Source organism: Rhodoplanes sp. (genome assembly GCF_013377085.1).
Classification (GTDB): Bacteria; Pseudomonadota; Alphaproteobacteria; order Rhizobiales; family Xanthobacteraceae; genus Rhodoplanes.
The window spans coordinates 15,166-29,772 of the sequence record NZ_JACAAX010000060.1; the positions used below are offsets into that span (position 1 = coordinate 15,166).

Consider the following 14,607-nt stretch of genomic DNA (forward strand, 5'->3'; position numbering starts at 1 on the left):
CCGGATCGCCGGCCTCAGGCGATCCTTCGCCCCAGCCCGAACACCTGGCGCACCCGCCGCAGCGTCGCGGCGGCGACGGCGCGGGCGCGCTCGGTGCCGTCGCGCACGAGGCGCATCACCTCGTCCGGGTCGCGGGCGAAGCGGGCCCGCCGGTGCCGGATCGGGTCGAGAAGCTCCTGCAGTATTCCGTCGAGCCGGCGCTTCACCGCCATGTCGCCGAGACCGCCGCGCCGATAGTGCGCCTTCAGCGCCTCGAGGCCGGCGCGGTCGGGATCGAACGCGTCCAGATAGGCGAACACGACGTTGCCCTCCACGGTGCCCGGGTCGGTCGCGCGCAGATGCCCCGGGTCGGTGAACATGGCGCGGACCTTCTCGCTGATCTCGGCCGGTGCGGCGCCGAGCGACAGCGCGTTGCCGAGGCTTTTCGATGCCTTGCGGCCGTCGACGCCGGGCAGCCGCGGCGTCGACGACAGCAACGCCCGGGCCGGCGTCAGCACGGCACGGCCGGCGAGCCGGTTGATCTTGCCGACCACCTCGTTCGACAGCTCGATCATCGGGAGCTGGTCCTCGCCGACCGGCACCAATGTGGCGTCGAACGCCGTGATGTCGGCGGCCTGGGCGGCCGGGTAGCACAGGAAGCCCGCCGGCATGTCGCGCTGATAGCCGCGCATCTCGATCTCCGCCTTGATGGTCGGATTGCGCTCCAGGCGCGAGACGGTGACGAGATTGAGATAGAGCGCCGTCAGCTCCGAGAGCTCCGGCACGCCCGACTGCAGGACGAACGTGCTCCTGGCCGGGTCGAGGCCGACGGCGAGATAATCGAGCGCGACCTCGATCACGTTGCGGGCCACCTTGGCTGGCTCGCCGGCATTGTCGGTCAGCGCCTGCATGTCGGCGAGCAGCACGTACTGGCGCGCCACCACGTCCTGGGTCGCGACGCGGCTGGCGAGCGAGCCGACATAGTGGCCGAGATGCAGCGGGCCGGTCGGGCGATCGCCGGTGAGCACGATGTCGGCGGCGCAGACCGCGGTCGCCTCGATCTCGTCGGGCGCCGGCGCGGCCGGCGACGACGCTTCGGCGATCGGAGGCGAGGCCGCCGCGGTCGCGGCGTCTGGCAGCGTGGTGATCTGGTCCATGGTCGGTCTCCTGGGTTTTGGCCGGAGATCGGACGGGGGACCACAGACACGGAAAAGGCCGCTCCCGTCCGGGGCGGCCCTGCATCGTGTCTGGAACGAACGCGCGAAAAAGGGCTCCCCGATTTAGTCGGGGCGCCACCACAATGCGATGGTGAGGATGCGCGTCATGTCCGTTCTCTGCGCCCGCCGGCGCCGCGATGCAAGAGGATCCGGGATGCGACCCGTTGGTCAGACCGGCAGCAGGCGCATCAGCAGGCCCGCGGCCGCACAGGCCGCGAGCGTCGGCAGCATCTTCACCCCGAAGCGCAGCATGGCCACCATGGCCGCGACGGCGAGGCCGGCGGCCTGCCAGTCGATCGAGGCGAGCACCGGCAGCTCCGGGCCGACGCCGGCGAGGTCGAGCGTCCAGGTCTGGCGAAAGACGACGTGCAGGGCGAACCAGACGGCGAGGTTCATGATGACGCCGACCACGGCGGCCGTGATGGCCGTCAGGGCGGCCGTGATCGCCTTGTTGCCGCGCAGCGCCTCGATGTAGGGGCCGCCGAGAAAGATCCACAGGAAGCACGGCGCGAACGTCACCCAGGTGGTGAGCAGCGCCCCGAGGCATCCGGCGAGCAGCGGATCGAGGCTGCCGGCCGCGCGATGGGTTGCGATGAACCCGACGAACTGCAGCACCAGGATGAGCGGGCCCGGCGTCGTCTCGGCGAGGCCGAGCCCGTCCACCATCTCGCCCGGCGCGAGCCAGCCGAAGGTGTCGACGGCCGCCTGCGCCACATAGGCCAGCACCGCATAGGCGCCGCCGAACGTGACCACGGCCATGAGGCTGAAGAACGCCCCGGCGCGGGTCCACACGCTGGCCGAGCCGGTCGTGAGCCACAGCGCCAAGACGGGTCCGAGCCAGACCGGCAGCCAGACGGCGAGCACTTTTGCAGCGCGCCACAGCGACGGCTCGGCATGGGTCAGCTCGCCGCGCGCATACATGGCGTCGATGACGCCCTCGTGTTCTGGCGCGCCGTCGCCGCCGCCGTGGCCGCCGCCCGAGAACAGCGTCGGCGCCAGCCGGTTGCCGAGCCAGCCGACGACGCCGGCCGCCAGGATGATCAGCGGGAACGGCACCTGCAGCACATAGATGCCGACGAAGGCGGCGACCGCGATCGCCACCATGGCGCGGTTCTTGAGCGCGCGGCGCCCGATCCGCAGCACCGCCTCGACGACGACGGCGAGGACGGCCGCCTTGACGCCGAAGAACAGCGCGTCGATCAGCGGAAGCTGGCGATAGAGCGCATAGAGGATGCTGAGGCCCAGCATCACCACAGCGCCGGGCAGCACGAACAAGAGGCCGGCGACGAGGCCGCCGGCGGTGCGATGCATCAGCCAGCCGACATAGGTGGCGAGCTGCATCGCCTCCGGCCCGGGCAGCAGCATGCAGTAGTTGAGCGCGTGCAGAAAGCGCCGCTCGCCGATCCAGCGGCGCTCCTCGACCAGCTCCTTGTGCATCAGCGCGATCTGGCCGGCCGGTCCGCCGAAGCTCAGAAGCCCGATCCTGGCCCACACACGCGTGGCCGCGCCGAGGGTCGGGACCGTCGGTGGCGGAGCGGGCTCCGCCACGGGCTCCCCGGATGCGCGGGACGTCGCCACGGTCGGCCGGCTCATGCCAGGGCCCGGCCCGCCGGCCAGTTGTGTGTCTCGCCGGTGGCGTCGCGGCACCAGCGGTAGACCGCGTCGTAGAGCAGCATGCCGGCCTCGAGCTGTTCGTGATCGTCGTCGTACATCTGCGACAGGCCGAGCGATACGGCAAGGAAGCCGGCCGCCTGGGGAACGAGGTCGAGCCGCGCCGTGTCGGCGGCGCGCACGATTCCGGCGAGCCGGTCGAGCGCGTCGGACCGCAGCCCGAGCTCCTCGATCATGATGTCGAAGCTGCAGCGTTCGCCGCGATGGCTCCAGAAGACGCCGTCGACGTCGAAGGGTGTCGCCGCAAACCGCTCGGCGACGGCGGCGACCTCGGCGGGCGCGACGAACAGGAAGACGGCGCCGGGATCGACGAAGCGGCGGATCAACCAGGGGCACGCGATGCGATCGACCTTCGGCCGTGTCCGGGTGACCCAGACGGTGCGGCCGCTCGTGCCGCCTGGCGGCAGCACCTTGGTCTCGACCAGCAGGCCGCCCGCATTGCGCCACGCCTCGAAGCCGCCATCGAGACTCGTCGCGGCGATCCCGGCATGGCGGAGCCAGGCCGCCACGCCCTGGCTGAGCGCATGCCCGTGCCGGCACACGACGACGACGTCTTGGCCGGCGAGCGGGTCGGCCCAGGATTCGACCGTCGCAGCGTCGCGGCGAAGCGCCGCCGGCAGCAACCGACGGTCGGCGTTGAAGTCGTCGGGCGTGCGGACGTCGACGATGGCCGGCGCGGTCGGCAGGCCGACCAGGGACGACAGGCAAGACTGAGATGTTTGGATGTTCGACAGCATGAGCGTCCATCCCCAAGGGAACATGGACGCGATGTTTGGGCTGTCGCCGGAAAGCGGGCTTGGCCTGAAGGGGTAATCGCGAACAACCCCTCGCGGCGAGCGTAGCCCCACGGCGATCGTGCCGCAAGCCGGGTTGTGGTGACGCGGTCGTTCGCCCTGGTGCCGCGTCGCGCGACGTGGCGCTGCGTCAGCCGGCGGCGCGCCGGCCGACCAGCGCCAGATACTCCCAGGCGACCGTCGCGGCGGCCAGCGCCGTGATCTCGGCGTGGTCGTAGGCGGGCGCCACCTCGACCACGTCGAGGCCGGCGAAGGCGAGGCCGCCGAGCCGGCGCAGGATGGCGAGGAGCTGCCAGGTGGCGAGCCCGCCGCATTCGGGCGTCCCGGTGCCGGGTGCGAAAGCGGGGTCGAGCACGTCGATGTCGACGCTCAGATAGGCGGGCGCGTCGCCGACCACGGAGCGGATTGCGTCCGCGACCGCCGCTGGCCCCATCTCGTGCGCCGCCTCGGCCGGAATGATCCGCACGCCGCGTGCAAGAGTCCAGTCGTGGACGTCGGTGCCCATCGGCGAGCGGATGCCGACCTGGATGGTTTTCCGCGGGTCGACCAGACCCTCCTCGATGGCGTGGAAGAACACCGAGCCGTGCGCGTATGTCTGGCCGAAATTGTCCGGCCAGGTGTCGACATGGGCGTCGAAATGGACGAGCGCGAGCGGCCCGGTGCGCGGCGCCAACGCGCGTAAAAGCGGGAGCGTGATGCCGTGCTCGCCGCCGAGCGCGATCAGATGGGCGATGCCCTTCGCCTGCGTCTCGATCAGCGCCAGGCTCTTCTCGATGTCGCCGAGCGCGATCGAAAAATCGCCGATGTCGGCGACCGGCAGCAGCGCCGGCTCGATCCGGTGCACCGGGTGGGCACCGTCGACCAGCATGCGGCTGGCGCGGCGGATCGCGGCCGGGCCGTCGCGGGCGCCGCTGCGATTGGTGGTGCCGATGTCGAGCGGCACGCCGGCGACGCAATAGGTGGCGTCGCGCGCATGCGCCGTCAGACCCAGGAAGGTCGGCGGCAGCGCGAAGGTGGCGGGCGAGGGGCCGCTCATCCGACCGGCTCGACCGCGGCGAAGCGGAACACCGCGCAGGCGACCGCGCAGGTCCAGTCGCCGTTCTCGGCGCCTTCGGCGGCCGCCGTCATCGACAGCGTGTCGACGATCAGGTCCGAGGTCTCGTAGAGCTTGCGCCGCTCGTTCCAGGCGGCGTTGGGATCGAACTCGATGCCGAGCGTCGAGGCCAGCATGGTGGCGGCGAGATCCTCGGCATAGTCGCCGGCCTGGTGCTCGGTCATGCCGTAGCCGTGGTGCTCGGAGATGTAGCCGTAGACGGCCGGGTCCTTCGGCCGGGCGAGGCCGATCGAGGCGACGATGCGGCGGCCCGGCTCGTTGGTCTCGGCGCGCGCCATCACGCAGAAGGTGATCTCGCCGGGCGCCAGCGTCGGCACGCCGGCCTCGCGGGTGATCAGCCGGCAGCGCGGCGGCAGGATCGACGACACGGTGACGAGGTTCTGCTGCTCGATGTCGGCGTCGCGCAGCGCGTATTCGAAGGCGGTGAGCGGCTGCTTGTGAGTGCCCACCCCGCGGGTGAGGAAGACCTGCGTCGGAACCGGGAACATCGTGCCTCCTGGGCGGGCTGGTTCATCCGCCGCGGTTCTTTAAGGGATCACAATGACGCCGCGCCGACAATGCGGCCCGCGGGTTCGGGCCGACTACCCTGGAACCACCGTCGCGCGCTGCCGGCCGGCTAGGATAGGCCGGTGGTGAATCAGGCCGGGAGCCGAACGTGAACGACAGTGTCATCGACAGCCGCTTTACCGAGGTCGACGGAGTTCGGCTGCACTACCTCGCGGCCGGCGAGGGCGAGCCGGTACTGCTGCTGCACGGCTTCGCCCAGACCAGCCACATGTGGCGGCCGCTGATCGCCGAATTGGCCAAGAGCCGCACCGTGATCGCGCCCGACCTGCGCGGCTTCGGGTCGTCCGACAAGCCGGACGGCGGCTACGACAAGACCACCATGGCGCGCGACATCCACGGCCTCGCCGCCGCGCTGGGCTTTCGCCGCGTCGCCGTGGTCGGCCACGACATCGGCCTGATGGTCGCCTACGCCTATGCGGCCCAGTATCCGGCCGAGGTCGACCGGATCGTCCTGATGGACGCCTTCCTGCCCGGCGTCGGCGACTGGACCAGCGTCTGGCTCCTGCGCGACCTCTGGCATTTCCATTTCTACGGCAAGACGCCGCTGGCGCTGGTCGACGGCCGCGAGCGCATCTATCTGGAGCACTTCTGGAACGACTTCGCCGCCGACCCGGCCCACTCGGTGTCGGAGGCCGACCGGCAGTTCTACGCCAAGGCCTATGCGCAGCCGGGGGCCATCCGGGCCGGCTTCGAGGTGTTCCGCGCCTTTGCGCAGGACGCCGAGGATTTCGCGGCGTTCGCCAAGACCCGCCTGACGATGCCGATGTTGGTGCTGGCCGGCGAGCGGGCCTCGGGCGATGTGCTGATCGTCCAGGGCCGGCTGGTCGCCGACCAGGTCGAGGGCGTCATGATCAAGGGCTCCGGCCACTGGCTGATGGACGAGGCGCGCGATCAAGTCGTGCCCCGGCTGGTGGCGTTTCTGACGCGGCCCTGACCGCGGGCGAAGACATTCGGGTCGGCGAGCCCCGTCAGTTCGAGCCGTCGCCGGTCAGCGGATGCCAGCCGGTGAGGTCGCGGGCGGCGTCGGCCGGGACGATGCGCATGGCGTCTCCGGCCGGGCCGGAAACCGCCGCAGGATGTGGATCCGGCGCCTTGCCGGCGACCGGATGCGCGTGGAACAGGCCGGCGAGGCCGAGGAGCCCCGCGAACACGAGGACGACGAGCATCGGGCGAAGGTGAAGCAGCATCGGAGCCTCCCGCGACGGCCGGTCGGGCACCGCGCCCGACCTTCGCCGATGGATGCTCGTCTACCAGCCGGGCGGCCGGGGCCGATGTGAAGCGGATCACACGGGGCTGCAAGCCGGAGCGGCGCAGCGCCGACCGCGCGTCTCTGCCCGGCGCTAATTCGACACCGGCTCGGTCGCCGCAAACGCCTCATGGAAGTCCACCGCGCCGGACGGGAGCGTGTCGTCGAACGGCAGGGCCATGACATACGGGTCCGGAATGCCGGGCACGTGCAGGTCGGGCACGCGGCGGAAGCCGAAGCGTTGGTAATAGGCCGGGTCGCCCGCCACGATGCAGCCGGCGGAGCCTTTCGCCCGCAACCGGTCGAACCCGGCGCGAATCAGGGCGGAGCCGACACCCCGGCGCTGCCGGTCCGGCCGCACGGCGAGCGGGCCGAGGACGTGCCAGCCGGTGCCCTTGCCGAAGATGTGGGCCACCGAGAAGGCGCCCTGTCCGACGAGCCCGGTTCCGTCCTCGGCCACCAGCGCGACCACGGCGCCGCCGCTCGTCCACAGCGCGTCCATGATGAACGGCTCGGTGCCGCTGGCGTGCGGCAGGCCGCGATATGCCGCCGTGACGAGGGTCAGCACGGCGGCCAAATCGGCGTCGGTCTGGTTGCGGATGATGATTCCCGTCATAGCCCGATGTGATAAGCACAGATGCGCGCAATTCGGTAGCGCGCAATCTGCGTATGTGGATTGCGCCAGCCGGCCGGCGGCCGGACGTGTGTCAGGGCGCGCCCTGAAAGCGGCTCCGGCGCGCCTGACGGCGGTCCATCACGGCCCCCAGTGACCGCCGCGCAAGAACAGCTCGTAGAAGGCGACCAAGACCTCGACGACGATCAGGATGATGATGATGAGCTCCAGCCGCACGCTGCGCTCGGTGTCGATGATCTCGGTGAGCGCGTGGGCGGTGTCGTCGATCACGGCCAGCTTTCGCGCCAGCGAGGTGGCGCGCTCCTTGAGCTCGTACTCGTCGGCGAGCCGCAGCCACAGGCGCTCGAATTCGGGCTGGTCCCACAGGATGTCGGGCTTGTCCTCGATCTCGACGCGGCCGGCGAGACGGTGCTGCACCAGGAGGGCCTGGCCGATGGTGCGCAGCATGTCGCGGCGGTTGGAGGGAGACTTGCCGGTGCGGGCGAGCGCGGCGGCGAACGGCTCCATCACCTCGATGACGCGGGTGACCTCGCGCTCGTCGCGCGACAGCGCGGCGTTCTTGGCGAGCACGTCGGCGATCACCAGGAGGCGCGGCGGCGACAGCGACCGGATCGCCACCGGGCCGCCCGGCACCACCTGGTCGTCCTGGTCGGGCACGATCTCGACCACGGTCGATTCGTCGTCGATCTTGTCGTAGCGGCCGAACAGGCGCGGCCCGAGCGCCCGCAGAAGCTCGTCCTCCTCGACCGGCGAGAGGCCGATCAGCACGGCGACGCCGTAGCGGAACAGCACCGCATAGCCGGCCGCGCCGGACCGGAAGGCCAGCGGCGTCGTCGAGATCAGGTCGCTGCGCTCGAGGCCGGCCGTGTCGATGCGGTCGCCGAGCAGCAGGGTGCGGGCGGTGAGGCGGGAGCGCGCCGGCGCCGGCGGGGCGGGCACGGTGGCGGGGGCGGAGACGGGCAGGGGAGCACGATCGGGCATGCCGGCAGTATAGCAGCCTTCGGTGACGGTGGCGGGGTGGGGAGTGAGCTCGAGTTGCTATTCACCCTCCCCTGGAGGGGGAGGGTCGGGCGTCCGCGCAGCGGACGACCGGGGTGGGGTGAAGCCCCGAACGCCGGCTTCGCCGATCACCCCCTCCCGCCGAGCTTCGCTCGGCGACCTCCCCGGCGCGGCGAAGCCGCGCTGCCCAGGGGGAGGTGAAGAACGGCCGTACTTCACGCCGCCGAGGTTTTCTTCGCGGCCGCGGCCTTGCTGGAGGAGGCCGCCCAGTAGCCAGGGTCGGCCTTCGACTTCTGCAGGGCTTCCGGGGTCTCGAAGCCGGGCGCCATCGAGCCGTCCTGGCCGGCCAGCACCTGGTGGTGCTCGATGTTCAGGGTGCGCAGCCAGCGCTGCTGGCCCATGGTGACGGCGACGAAATAGCCGATCTCGACCAGCTCGGGCTCGGAGAACTGCGCGTGCAGGCGGGCCCAGAAGGCGTCGTCGGTCGGCAGGTCCCAGGTGATCGCCTCGGCATAGGCGAGCGCCGCCTTCTGCTTCTCGCCGTAGCGCGGCGACGTCTCGAAATTGATCAGGTCCATGTAGTCGTCCTCGACCAGCCCGGCCTTGGCCGACTTGATCGAGCGCTGGTTGCCGCAGAACTCGCACTTGACCGAGCGCGACACGTAGATGCGGCACAGCTCCTTGATGGTGTGGTCGGCGACGCCCTGGTGGAAGACGTCCCGCCACGTGTTGGCGAAGGACCAGAACACCGCCGGCACATGCGCCCGCACGGCCTGGCTCTCCGGCCGCGGCGTGCCCTCGCGGGCGCAGCGGCCGAGCTCCTCGAGCATCGCCTCGTCCGTGATGCCGGCGGGGTCGACATAGCTGATGCGGGGCGCCATCGGGTTTCCTCCTGGGACTATTGTTTTGAGCCGGCCGGAGCAAGGCGGCGGCCACCTTGTATACAGGGTCGGCGGGCCAAGGGCGAGCGTCCGGGAGGCGGTCGCCGGTGGATCGGTCACGGCTGGCCGCGATACCGACCGCTCGTTCCCGCGAAAGCGCTGCGACCTCCAGACATCGCTTGCCATGCATGAAAGCGTCATGCGCGGGCTTGACCCGCGCATCCATCATGTTTCGCAAATGCTTTGTTCGCAGGATGATGGATCGCCGGGTCAAGCCCGGCGATGACGACGGAGGGGGTGACGCTCTTTGCTCGACGACCAGAATGAGCGGAGATTCTGGCGGGCGCGGCGTCACTCCGCCATCGCCGCTTCGTACTCCGTGCTGAGCGTCAGCCACTCGTCCTCGGCCGTGCCGAGCGCATTCGTCGCATCGGCGCGCTCCTTGGCGAGGGTCGCGGCCTTCGCTGCGTCGCGCGTGTAGAGAGCCGGGTCGGCGAGCGCGATATCGAGCTCGGCGATGCGCTTGTGCAGCTTCTCGATCTGCTGCTCGAGCTTGCCGATGCGGCGCTTGAGCGGGGCGAGCTCGGCGCGGCGCTCGGCGGCGGCGCGGCGCTGGTCGGTGCGTGACGTGCTCTTCGCCGCCTTCGCGGCCGTGCTCTCGGCGTCGTCCTCGCCGGCCAGCACGAGGCGGCGGTAATCGTCGAGATCGCCGTCGAAGGGCGCGACGCCGCCGTTCGCCACCAGCCACAGCCGGTCGGCGCAGGCGTCGAGCAGATAACGATCGTGCGACACCATCACGACGGCGCCCGGGAACTCGTTGATGGCCTCGATCAGGGCCGAGCGGCTGTCGATGTCGAGATGATTGGTCGGCTCGTCGAGCAGCAGCAGATGCGGCGCCGTGAAGGTGGCGAGGCCGAGCAGCAGCCGCGCCTTCTCGCCGCCCGACAGCTTGCCCACCAAGGTGTCGGCGGTGCCTTCCGAGAAGCCGATGGTGCCGGCCTTGGCCCGCACCGCGCTCTCGGCCGCGTCCGGCATCAGCCGGCGCAGATGCGCGTAGACGCTGGCGCCCTCGTCGAGCTCGTCGAGCTGATGCTGGGCGAAATAGCCGACCTCCAGCTTGTCGGCGCGGGTGACGCGGCCCTCCATGGTGCCGATGCGGCCGGCGATCAGCTTGACCAGCGTCGACTTGCCGTTGCCGTTGGAGCCCAGAAGCGCGATGCGGTCGTCATTGTCGATGCGCAGCGTCACCCGCCGCAGCACCGGCTTGCCGGGCTCGTAGCCGACCGACACCTCGTCGACCGCGATGATGGGCGGCGACAACAGCTTCGCCGGGGCGGGCAGCACGATCTCGCGCACCTCGTCGTTGAGCCGGGCCGGCGCCGGCCCGAGCCGCGCCAGCATTTTCAGGCGCGACTGCGCCTGCCGGGCCTTGGTCGCCTTGGCGCGGAATCGCTCGACGAAGGCGGTGAGCCTGGCGCGCTGCAGCTCCTGCTTCTTGGCGAGCTTCTGATCCAGCAGCAGACGTTCGCTGCGGGTGCGCTCGAAGGTGGAGTAGTTGCCGCGGTAGAAGGTGAGCTTGCCGCCTTCCAGATGCAGAATCGAATCGACCGCCTTGTCGAGCAGGTCGCGGTCGTGGCTGATCACCACGACGGTGTGAGGGTAGCGGGTGAGGTGCTCCTCCAGCCACAGCGTGCCCTCGAGATCGAGATAGTTGGTCGGCTCGTCGAGCAGCAGCACGTCGGGCTCGCGGAACAGCACGGCGGCGAGCGCGACGCGCATGCGCCAGCCGCCCGAGAACTCGCGCACCGCGCGCTTCTGGTCCTCGTGCGAAAAGCCGAGCCCGTGCAGGATCGCGGCGGCGCGGGCCGGCGCCGCATGCGCGCCGATGTCGGCGAGGCGGGTGTGCAACTCGGCGATGCGGTGCGGATCGGTGGCGGTCTCGGCCTCCTCGAGCAGCGCGGTGCGCTCGCGGTGCGCGGCCAGCACGATGTCGATCAGCGCCTCGGGGCCGTTCGGCGCCTCCTGGGGCAGGGCGCCGATCACGGCGCGACTCGGCACGCCGATGCTGCCGCTGTCGGAATGGTGCTCGCCCATGATGGTACGGAACAGCGTCGACTTGCCGGTGCCGTTACGGCCGACCAGGCCCACGCGTGCACCGTCGGGGATCTGCACGGAGGCGTGGTCGATCAGCAGGCGTCCGGCGATGCGGACCGAGAGGTCGGTGATGGCGAGCATGCGGCCTTATACACGGAATCGCGCGGCACGGAATCGGGCCGGTCGAGACGGACCCGGGCCGATCGGATGCGCGTCATCGGACTTCGTGTAGACTGGCGACCGACAACCAGTACGGCGGGAGGTGCCGATGTGCGTCGCAGGGTGCATGGAGGCGGTCCGGGCCGGGATGTCGCGGCGTGGTTTCTTCGGCCGGGCCGGCGCTGCCGCAGCGGGCTTCGCGGCCGTCGCGGTCGCTCCGGTGCCGGCTGCCGCGGCGCCGCGCAGCTTCGAGCGGGTGATCGATCTCACCCACACGCTGACGCCGGAGTTCCCGAGCTTCTTCGGCATCCCCGGCATCGAGCTGGAGCCGCGGGCCGAGTTCGCCAAGGACGGCTACAACATGTATGTCTGGAAGCTCATCGAGCATTCCGGCACGCATCTCGACACGCCGATCCATTTTGCCGAGACGGGCGCCAGCGTCGAGGCGATCTTGGCCGACACCCTGGTGGTGCCGTTCGCCGTCGTCGACGTCGCCGACAAGGCCGAGAACGACGCCGACTATCTGTTGTCGCGCGACGACCTCGTCGCCTGGGAGGGCAAGCACGGCCGCCTGCCGCAAGGCTGCTGCGTCGCCATGCATGCCGGGTGGGGGAAGCTGGCGCTGAGCGATCCGGCGCGCTTCATCGGTCGCGACGTCGATGGCACGTTGCATTTTCCCGGCTTTGCGCCGGACGCCGCCACGTGGCTCCTGAAGGAGCGTGCGGTCGTCGGCCTGGCGGTCGACACGCTGTCGCTCGATCACGGGCCGTCGACCGATTTCAAGACTCACAAGGTCTGGCTGCCGTCCGGCCGCTGGGGGCTGGAGAACGTCGCGAATCTCGACCAGGCGCCGCCCGTCGGCGCGACCCTGGTGGTCGGGCTGCCGAAGGTGAAGGACGCGACCGGCGCGCCGGTACGGTTGTTTGCTCTGGCCTAGCGAAGCTCCGCTGCCCGGCCGGTGATCACGTGACGAGAGTGGACCGCAGGGATGCCGGCGGGACGCCGATTCGGCGGTCGTGACGATCCAGCCATCGGCACAAAAAAAGGCGGGCGGTTCTTGCGAACCGCCCGCTGGGCATCGCAGCATCGCGCACCCCCGTGGCACGACGCTGCGCACCAAGCCCATCGATCAAGAACGAAGCCGTGAAGCCTGTCGACCGATCGCTGGAGCGGACATTGCTGCGACAGCCCCGCAGCGGCTTTGATTTAGATCATTCGCGTGTCTGAAATTCCGCCCCGCGGCCAACGTGGTAAAGGCGGCGGCTCGCGCCGGATCCACCGAAAGCCGCGTAAAACATGGGTTTGCAGGCGCGGGCCGGGGCGCCGGCGCTCCCGCGCATAAGACCAATGTCGAATTCGAAGGACCGTCGTGGCTGGGCCGTGGAGGAGATCCGGCGCGCTCCGTACGGCGCGTCGACATCTTGCACGGTCAGCGTGCGTCCCGCATCTGATCAATTCACCGACTGGTTCACGGGTGAGCGGATCGCTTGGAACTGGGGCGCTTGGAACTGGGGCGCTTGGAACTGGGGCGGTTGGCCCAGTTCACCGAATCCGGCCGAACTGACAGATCACCTGGTCAGCTCAAGGGTCGACGCACGCGGGCCGATTCAACCGTTCCAGTTCACCGTGCCGACGTCCCACTTGGCGCGAAGCTTGGTCGCCTTCCTGATGAAGTCGTCGATCGCCGCCATCGGCTTGTGGTCGGGATTCGCCTTGCAGTAGGCCGCGACCAGGGCGACGACCTTGGTCTCGTCGAGCGTGCCGAGATCGACATGCTTGCCGTCGGCCTCGAGCAGCGACACGTTGGCGGCGCTGAGATAGCCCTGCACCCACGCATAGAGCATCAGATTGACCGGGTTCTGCAGGCCTTCGCCGGGCTTGAGATCAGCCACGAGCTTGCCGCAGCTCGACGTGCCGATGCCTTGCGTGACCAGCGGCTCTGCCATCGTGGGGACCGACGGGGCGACGAATCCGGCGGCGAGCACAAGAGCGACAAGCGTCCGTCTGATCATCGGAAACAACCTCCAAGCGTACGCCACGGTGGCGCGACGGTGTATCGAGAGCTCATGCGAGGGCCGGGACACTAACCGGTTAACGCGTGCCGACCAAGCCTCGCGTGCCGGGCGGGACGAGGTCGTTCGGCTCGCGTCTGGCGTGTCACGGCCGCCGCCCGCCGGGATGCAAGAGATCGACCGACCCGCGTGTATGCGGCTTAAAATCGACAAGTTTGCGGTCCGAGTCCGGGGCGGGTTGGCGTCATGTGCGCCAGGAGAGGGTGATGCTGGGCTTCGATGCGGCGAGCGGGGCGATGCTGCTGCCGGCGTGGGGAGCCGGCGCGGTCGCCGCCATAGCCTTGGTGCTCGCCGCCACGGTGTGGCGGCGCCGGGGCGTGGCCGCGCTTCTCGCCCGCATGGCGGCCGTCGGGGTCGCCGTGCTGGCGGCCGGGATCGCCGTGCTGGCCGGCTCCGCCGTCTTGGACCGCCTTGCCCAGCGCCGGGCCCTGGAGCAGCGCATCGCCGATCTGTCCGGGCGTGCCCTGGTCCCGGGCTCGCCGCTCGCCTGCCTGGACGGGCTTGCCGGAACGGCGGCGGAACCGGCCTGCCAGGTGGTGCTGTTCGCCCGACCCGAGACGGCCGCCGCGGCCGTCTCCTTCGTCACCGCCCAGGTGGTGCTGCTGCTCGACGCCGCGCCCGCGGCGGCATCCGACCGCGCCGTCGCGAAAGCCTTGGCGCCGCTCGAGCGGGCGCTGGCGGACGACCGGTTCGGCCTGGTCGCCCATGTGCTTGCGGCGCGGGCCGGCTGCACGCCCGAGTTCTGCAGTCCGTTGGCGCTCCTCGACCGCCCGGACCGGGTCCGCGCCAATCTGCGCGACCGGCCGTTCGAGGCGATGCTGGCCCTCCATGCGGCGTCCTGGCCGAACCTGCCGTCGGCTCCGGGGCCGTCGTCCGCCGTGTCCTCGGCGCCGGGTGCCGGGTCCCCGCCGGGCCCCGGTCTCGCCGGGACGGGCCGTCCGGCCGGCTCCGGCCAGCCGGGTGCGGGCCAGCCGGTGTCGTCACGTTACGATTTCCCCTCGGCGGCCTCGATCCCGCCGGTGAGCATCATGGCTCCCGAGCCGGCCGGTCCGCCGCCCGCGGCTGCTGCCCGTGACCTTCCGGCGCCGGTCCCGGCGTCGCCCGGAGCCGCACCTCCCGGGGCTGCGGCGGCGCAGGCCGCGCCGGCGCCACCCGCCCGCAAGCCGCCGCCGGCCCGGAC

The 14,607-nt window shown here is 70.7% G+C and carries 14 protein-coding genes; 3 read left to right on the forward strand and 11 right to left on the reverse strand.

Features of this window, described 5'->3' with window-relative positions; genetic code table 11:
- Window positions 1–14 precede the first annotated feature (14 nt).
- The 5 genes from trpS to HXX10_RS27150 all read right to left on the reverse strand — a co-directional run bounded on the left by trpS (window position 15) and on the right by HXX10_RS27150 (window position 5,263).
- Entirely contained in the window at window positions 15–1,136 is a 1,122-nt protein-coding gene (trpS, locus tag HXX10_RS27130) for a tryptophan--tRNA ligase (protein ID WP_296526446.1), read from the reverse strand.
- 228 nt (window positions 1,137–1,364) lie between these two features.
- Window positions 1,365–2,789 carry a chromate transporter gene (gene chrA / locus HXX10_RS27135; protein WP_296526447.1) on the reverse strand — a complete coding sequence of 475 codons (1,425 nt, stop codon included), beginning with the start codon at window positions 2,787–2,789 and terminating at the stop codon, window positions 1,365–1,367.
- Window positions 2,786–3,604 (reverse strand): sulfurtransferase/chromate resistance protein, encoded by an 819-nt coding sequence (locus HXX10_RS27140; protein ID WP_296526448.1) that lies wholly within the window; start codon window positions 3,602–3,604, stop codon window positions 2,786–2,788. The genes chrA and HXX10_RS27140 overlap by 4 nt, the downstream gene beginning before the upstream one ends.
- Window positions 3,605–3,791: 187 nt before the next feature.
- Window positions 3,792–4,697 carry an agmatinase gene (speB, locus tag HXX10_RS27145; protein ID WP_296526449.1) on the reverse strand — a complete coding sequence of 302 codons (906 nt, stop codon included), beginning with the start codon at window positions 4,695–4,697 and terminating at the stop codon, window positions 3,792–3,794.
- Window positions 4,694–5,263: a pyruvoyl-dependent arginine decarboxylase gene (locus tag HXX10_RS27150; protein WP_296526450.1), complete on the reverse strand. Its 570-nt coding sequence runs from the start codon at window positions 5,261–5,263 to the stop codon at window positions 4,694–4,696. The genes speB and HXX10_RS27150 overlap by 4 nt, the downstream gene beginning before the upstream one ends.
- A 167-nt stretch (window positions 5,264–5,430) precedes the next feature.
- Here HXX10_RS27150 and HXX10_RS27155 point away from each other — a divergent pair, with 167 nt between their 5' ends.
- Window positions 5,431–6,276 carry an alpha/beta hydrolase gene (locus HXX10_RS27155; RefSeq protein ID WP_296526451.1) on the forward strand — a complete coding sequence of 282 codons (846 nt, stop codon included), beginning with the start codon at window positions 5,431–5,433 and terminating at the stop codon, window positions 6,274–6,276.
- Between the two features lie 34 nt (window positions 6,277–6,310).
- On the opposite strand, the gene HXX10_RS27160 is transcribed toward HXX10_RS27155, so the two are convergent.
- From HXX10_RS27160 to HXX10_RS27180, 5 genes are all read right to left on the reverse strand, one after another.
- Window positions 6,311–6,529 carry a hypothetical protein gene (locus tag HXX10_RS27160; RefSeq protein WP_296526452.1) on the reverse strand — a complete coding sequence of 73 codons (219 nt, stop codon included), beginning with the start codon at window positions 6,527–6,529 and terminating at the stop codon, window positions 6,311–6,313.
- Between the two features lie 153 nt (window positions 6,530–6,682).
- Window positions 6,683–7,204: a GNAT family N-acetyltransferase gene (locus tag HXX10_RS27165; RefSeq protein ID WP_296526453.1), complete on the reverse strand. Its 522-nt coding sequence runs from the start codon at window positions 7,202–7,204 to the stop codon at window positions 6,683–6,685.
- 138 nt (window positions 7,205–7,342) lie between these two features.
- On the reverse strand, window positions 7,343–8,203 hold the full coding sequence (locus HXX10_RS27170; protein ID WP_296526454.1) for an RMD1 family protein: 861 nt from the start codon (window positions 8,201–8,203) through the stop codon (window positions 7,343–7,345).
- A gap of 233 nt (window positions 8,204–8,436) precedes the next feature.
- Window positions 8,437–9,102, reverse strand: a complete 666-nt coding sequence (locus HXX10_RS27175; RefSeq protein WP_296526455.1) for a carboxymuconolactone decarboxylase family protein — start codon at window positions 9,100–9,102, stop codon at window positions 8,437–8,439.
- A gap of 351 nt (window positions 9,103–9,453) precedes the next feature.
- Window positions 9,454–11,337 carry an ABC-F family ATP-binding cassette domain-containing protein gene (locus HXX10_RS27180; RefSeq protein WP_296526456.1) on the reverse strand — a complete coding sequence of 628 codons (1,884 nt, stop codon included), beginning with the start codon at window positions 11,335–11,337 and terminating at the stop codon, window positions 9,454–9,456.
- Between the two features lie 127 nt (window positions 11,338–11,464).
- Between HXX10_RS27180 and HXX10_RS27185 the strand changes: the two genes are divergently transcribed.
- Window positions 11,465–12,292, forward strand: a complete 828-nt coding sequence (locus HXX10_RS27185; RefSeq protein ID WP_296526457.1) for a cyclase family protein — start codon at window positions 11,465–11,467, stop codon at window positions 12,290–12,292.
- Window positions 12,293–12,962: 670 nt separating this feature from the next.
- On the opposite strand, the gene HXX10_RS27190 is transcribed toward HXX10_RS27185, so the two are convergent.
- A complete protein-coding gene (locus HXX10_RS27190; RefSeq protein WP_296526458.1) occupies window positions 12,963–13,301 on the reverse strand; it encodes a hypothetical protein in 339 nt (112 codons plus the stop codon).
- Between the two features lie 332 nt (window positions 13,302–13,633).
- On the opposite strand from HXX10_RS27190, the gene HXX10_RS27195 reads away from it, so the two are divergent.
- Window positions 13,634–14,607, forward strand: a 974-nt coding sequence (locus tag HXX10_RS27195; protein ID WP_296526459.1) for a hypothetical protein, incomplete at its 3' end; no start/stop codon positions are given.

Bases quoted from the DNA above. Each gene is read 5' to 3' on its own strand.
- trpS (WP_296526446.1), bottom strand. From the start codon at position 1,136: ATGGACCAGATCACCACGCTGCCAGACGCCGCGACCGCGGCGGCCTCG.
- chrA (WP_296526447.1), bottom strand. From the start codon at position 2,789: ATGAGCCGGCCGACCGTGGCGACGTCCCGCGCATCCGGGGAGCCCGTG.
- HXX10_RS27140 (WP_296526448.1), bottom strand. From the start codon at position 3,604: ATGCTGTCGAACATCCAAACATCTCAGTCTTGCCTGTCGTCCCTGGTC.
- speB (WP_296526449.1), bottom strand. From the start codon at position 4,697: ATGAGCGGCCCCTCGCCCGCCACCTTCGCGCTGCCGCCGACCTTCCTG.
- HXX10_RS27150 (WP_296526450.1), bottom strand. From the start codon at position 5,263: ATGTTCCCGGTTCCGACGCAGGTCTTCCTCACCCGCGGGGTGGGCACT.
- HXX10_RS27160 (WP_296526452.1), bottom strand. From the start codon at position 6,529: ATGCTGCTTCACCTTCGCCCGATGCTCGTCGTCCTCGTGTTCGCGGGG.
- HXX10_RS27165 (WP_296526453.1), bottom strand. From the start codon at position 7,204: ATGACGGGAATCATCATCCGCAACCAGACCGACGCCGATTTGGCCGCC.
- HXX10_RS27170 (WP_296526454.1), bottom strand. From the start codon at position 8,203: ATGCCCGATCGTGCTCCCCTGCCCGTCTCCGCCCCCGCCACCGTGCCC.
- HXX10_RS27175 (WP_296526455.1), bottom strand. From the start codon at position 9,102: ATGGCGCCCCGCATCAGCTATGTCGACCCCGCCGGCATCACGGACGAG.
- HXX10_RS27180 (WP_296526456.1), bottom strand. From the start codon at position 11,337: ATGCTCGCCATCACCGACCTCTCGGTCCGCATCGCCGGACGCCTGCTG.
- HXX10_RS27185 (WP_296526457.1), top strand. From the start codon at position 11,465: ATGTGCGTCGCAGGGTGCATGGAGGCGGTCCGGGCCGGGATGTCGCGG.
- HXX10_RS27190 (WP_296526458.1), bottom strand. From the start codon at position 13,301: ATGGCAGAGCCGCTGGTCACGCAAGGCATCGGCACGTCGAGCTGCGGC.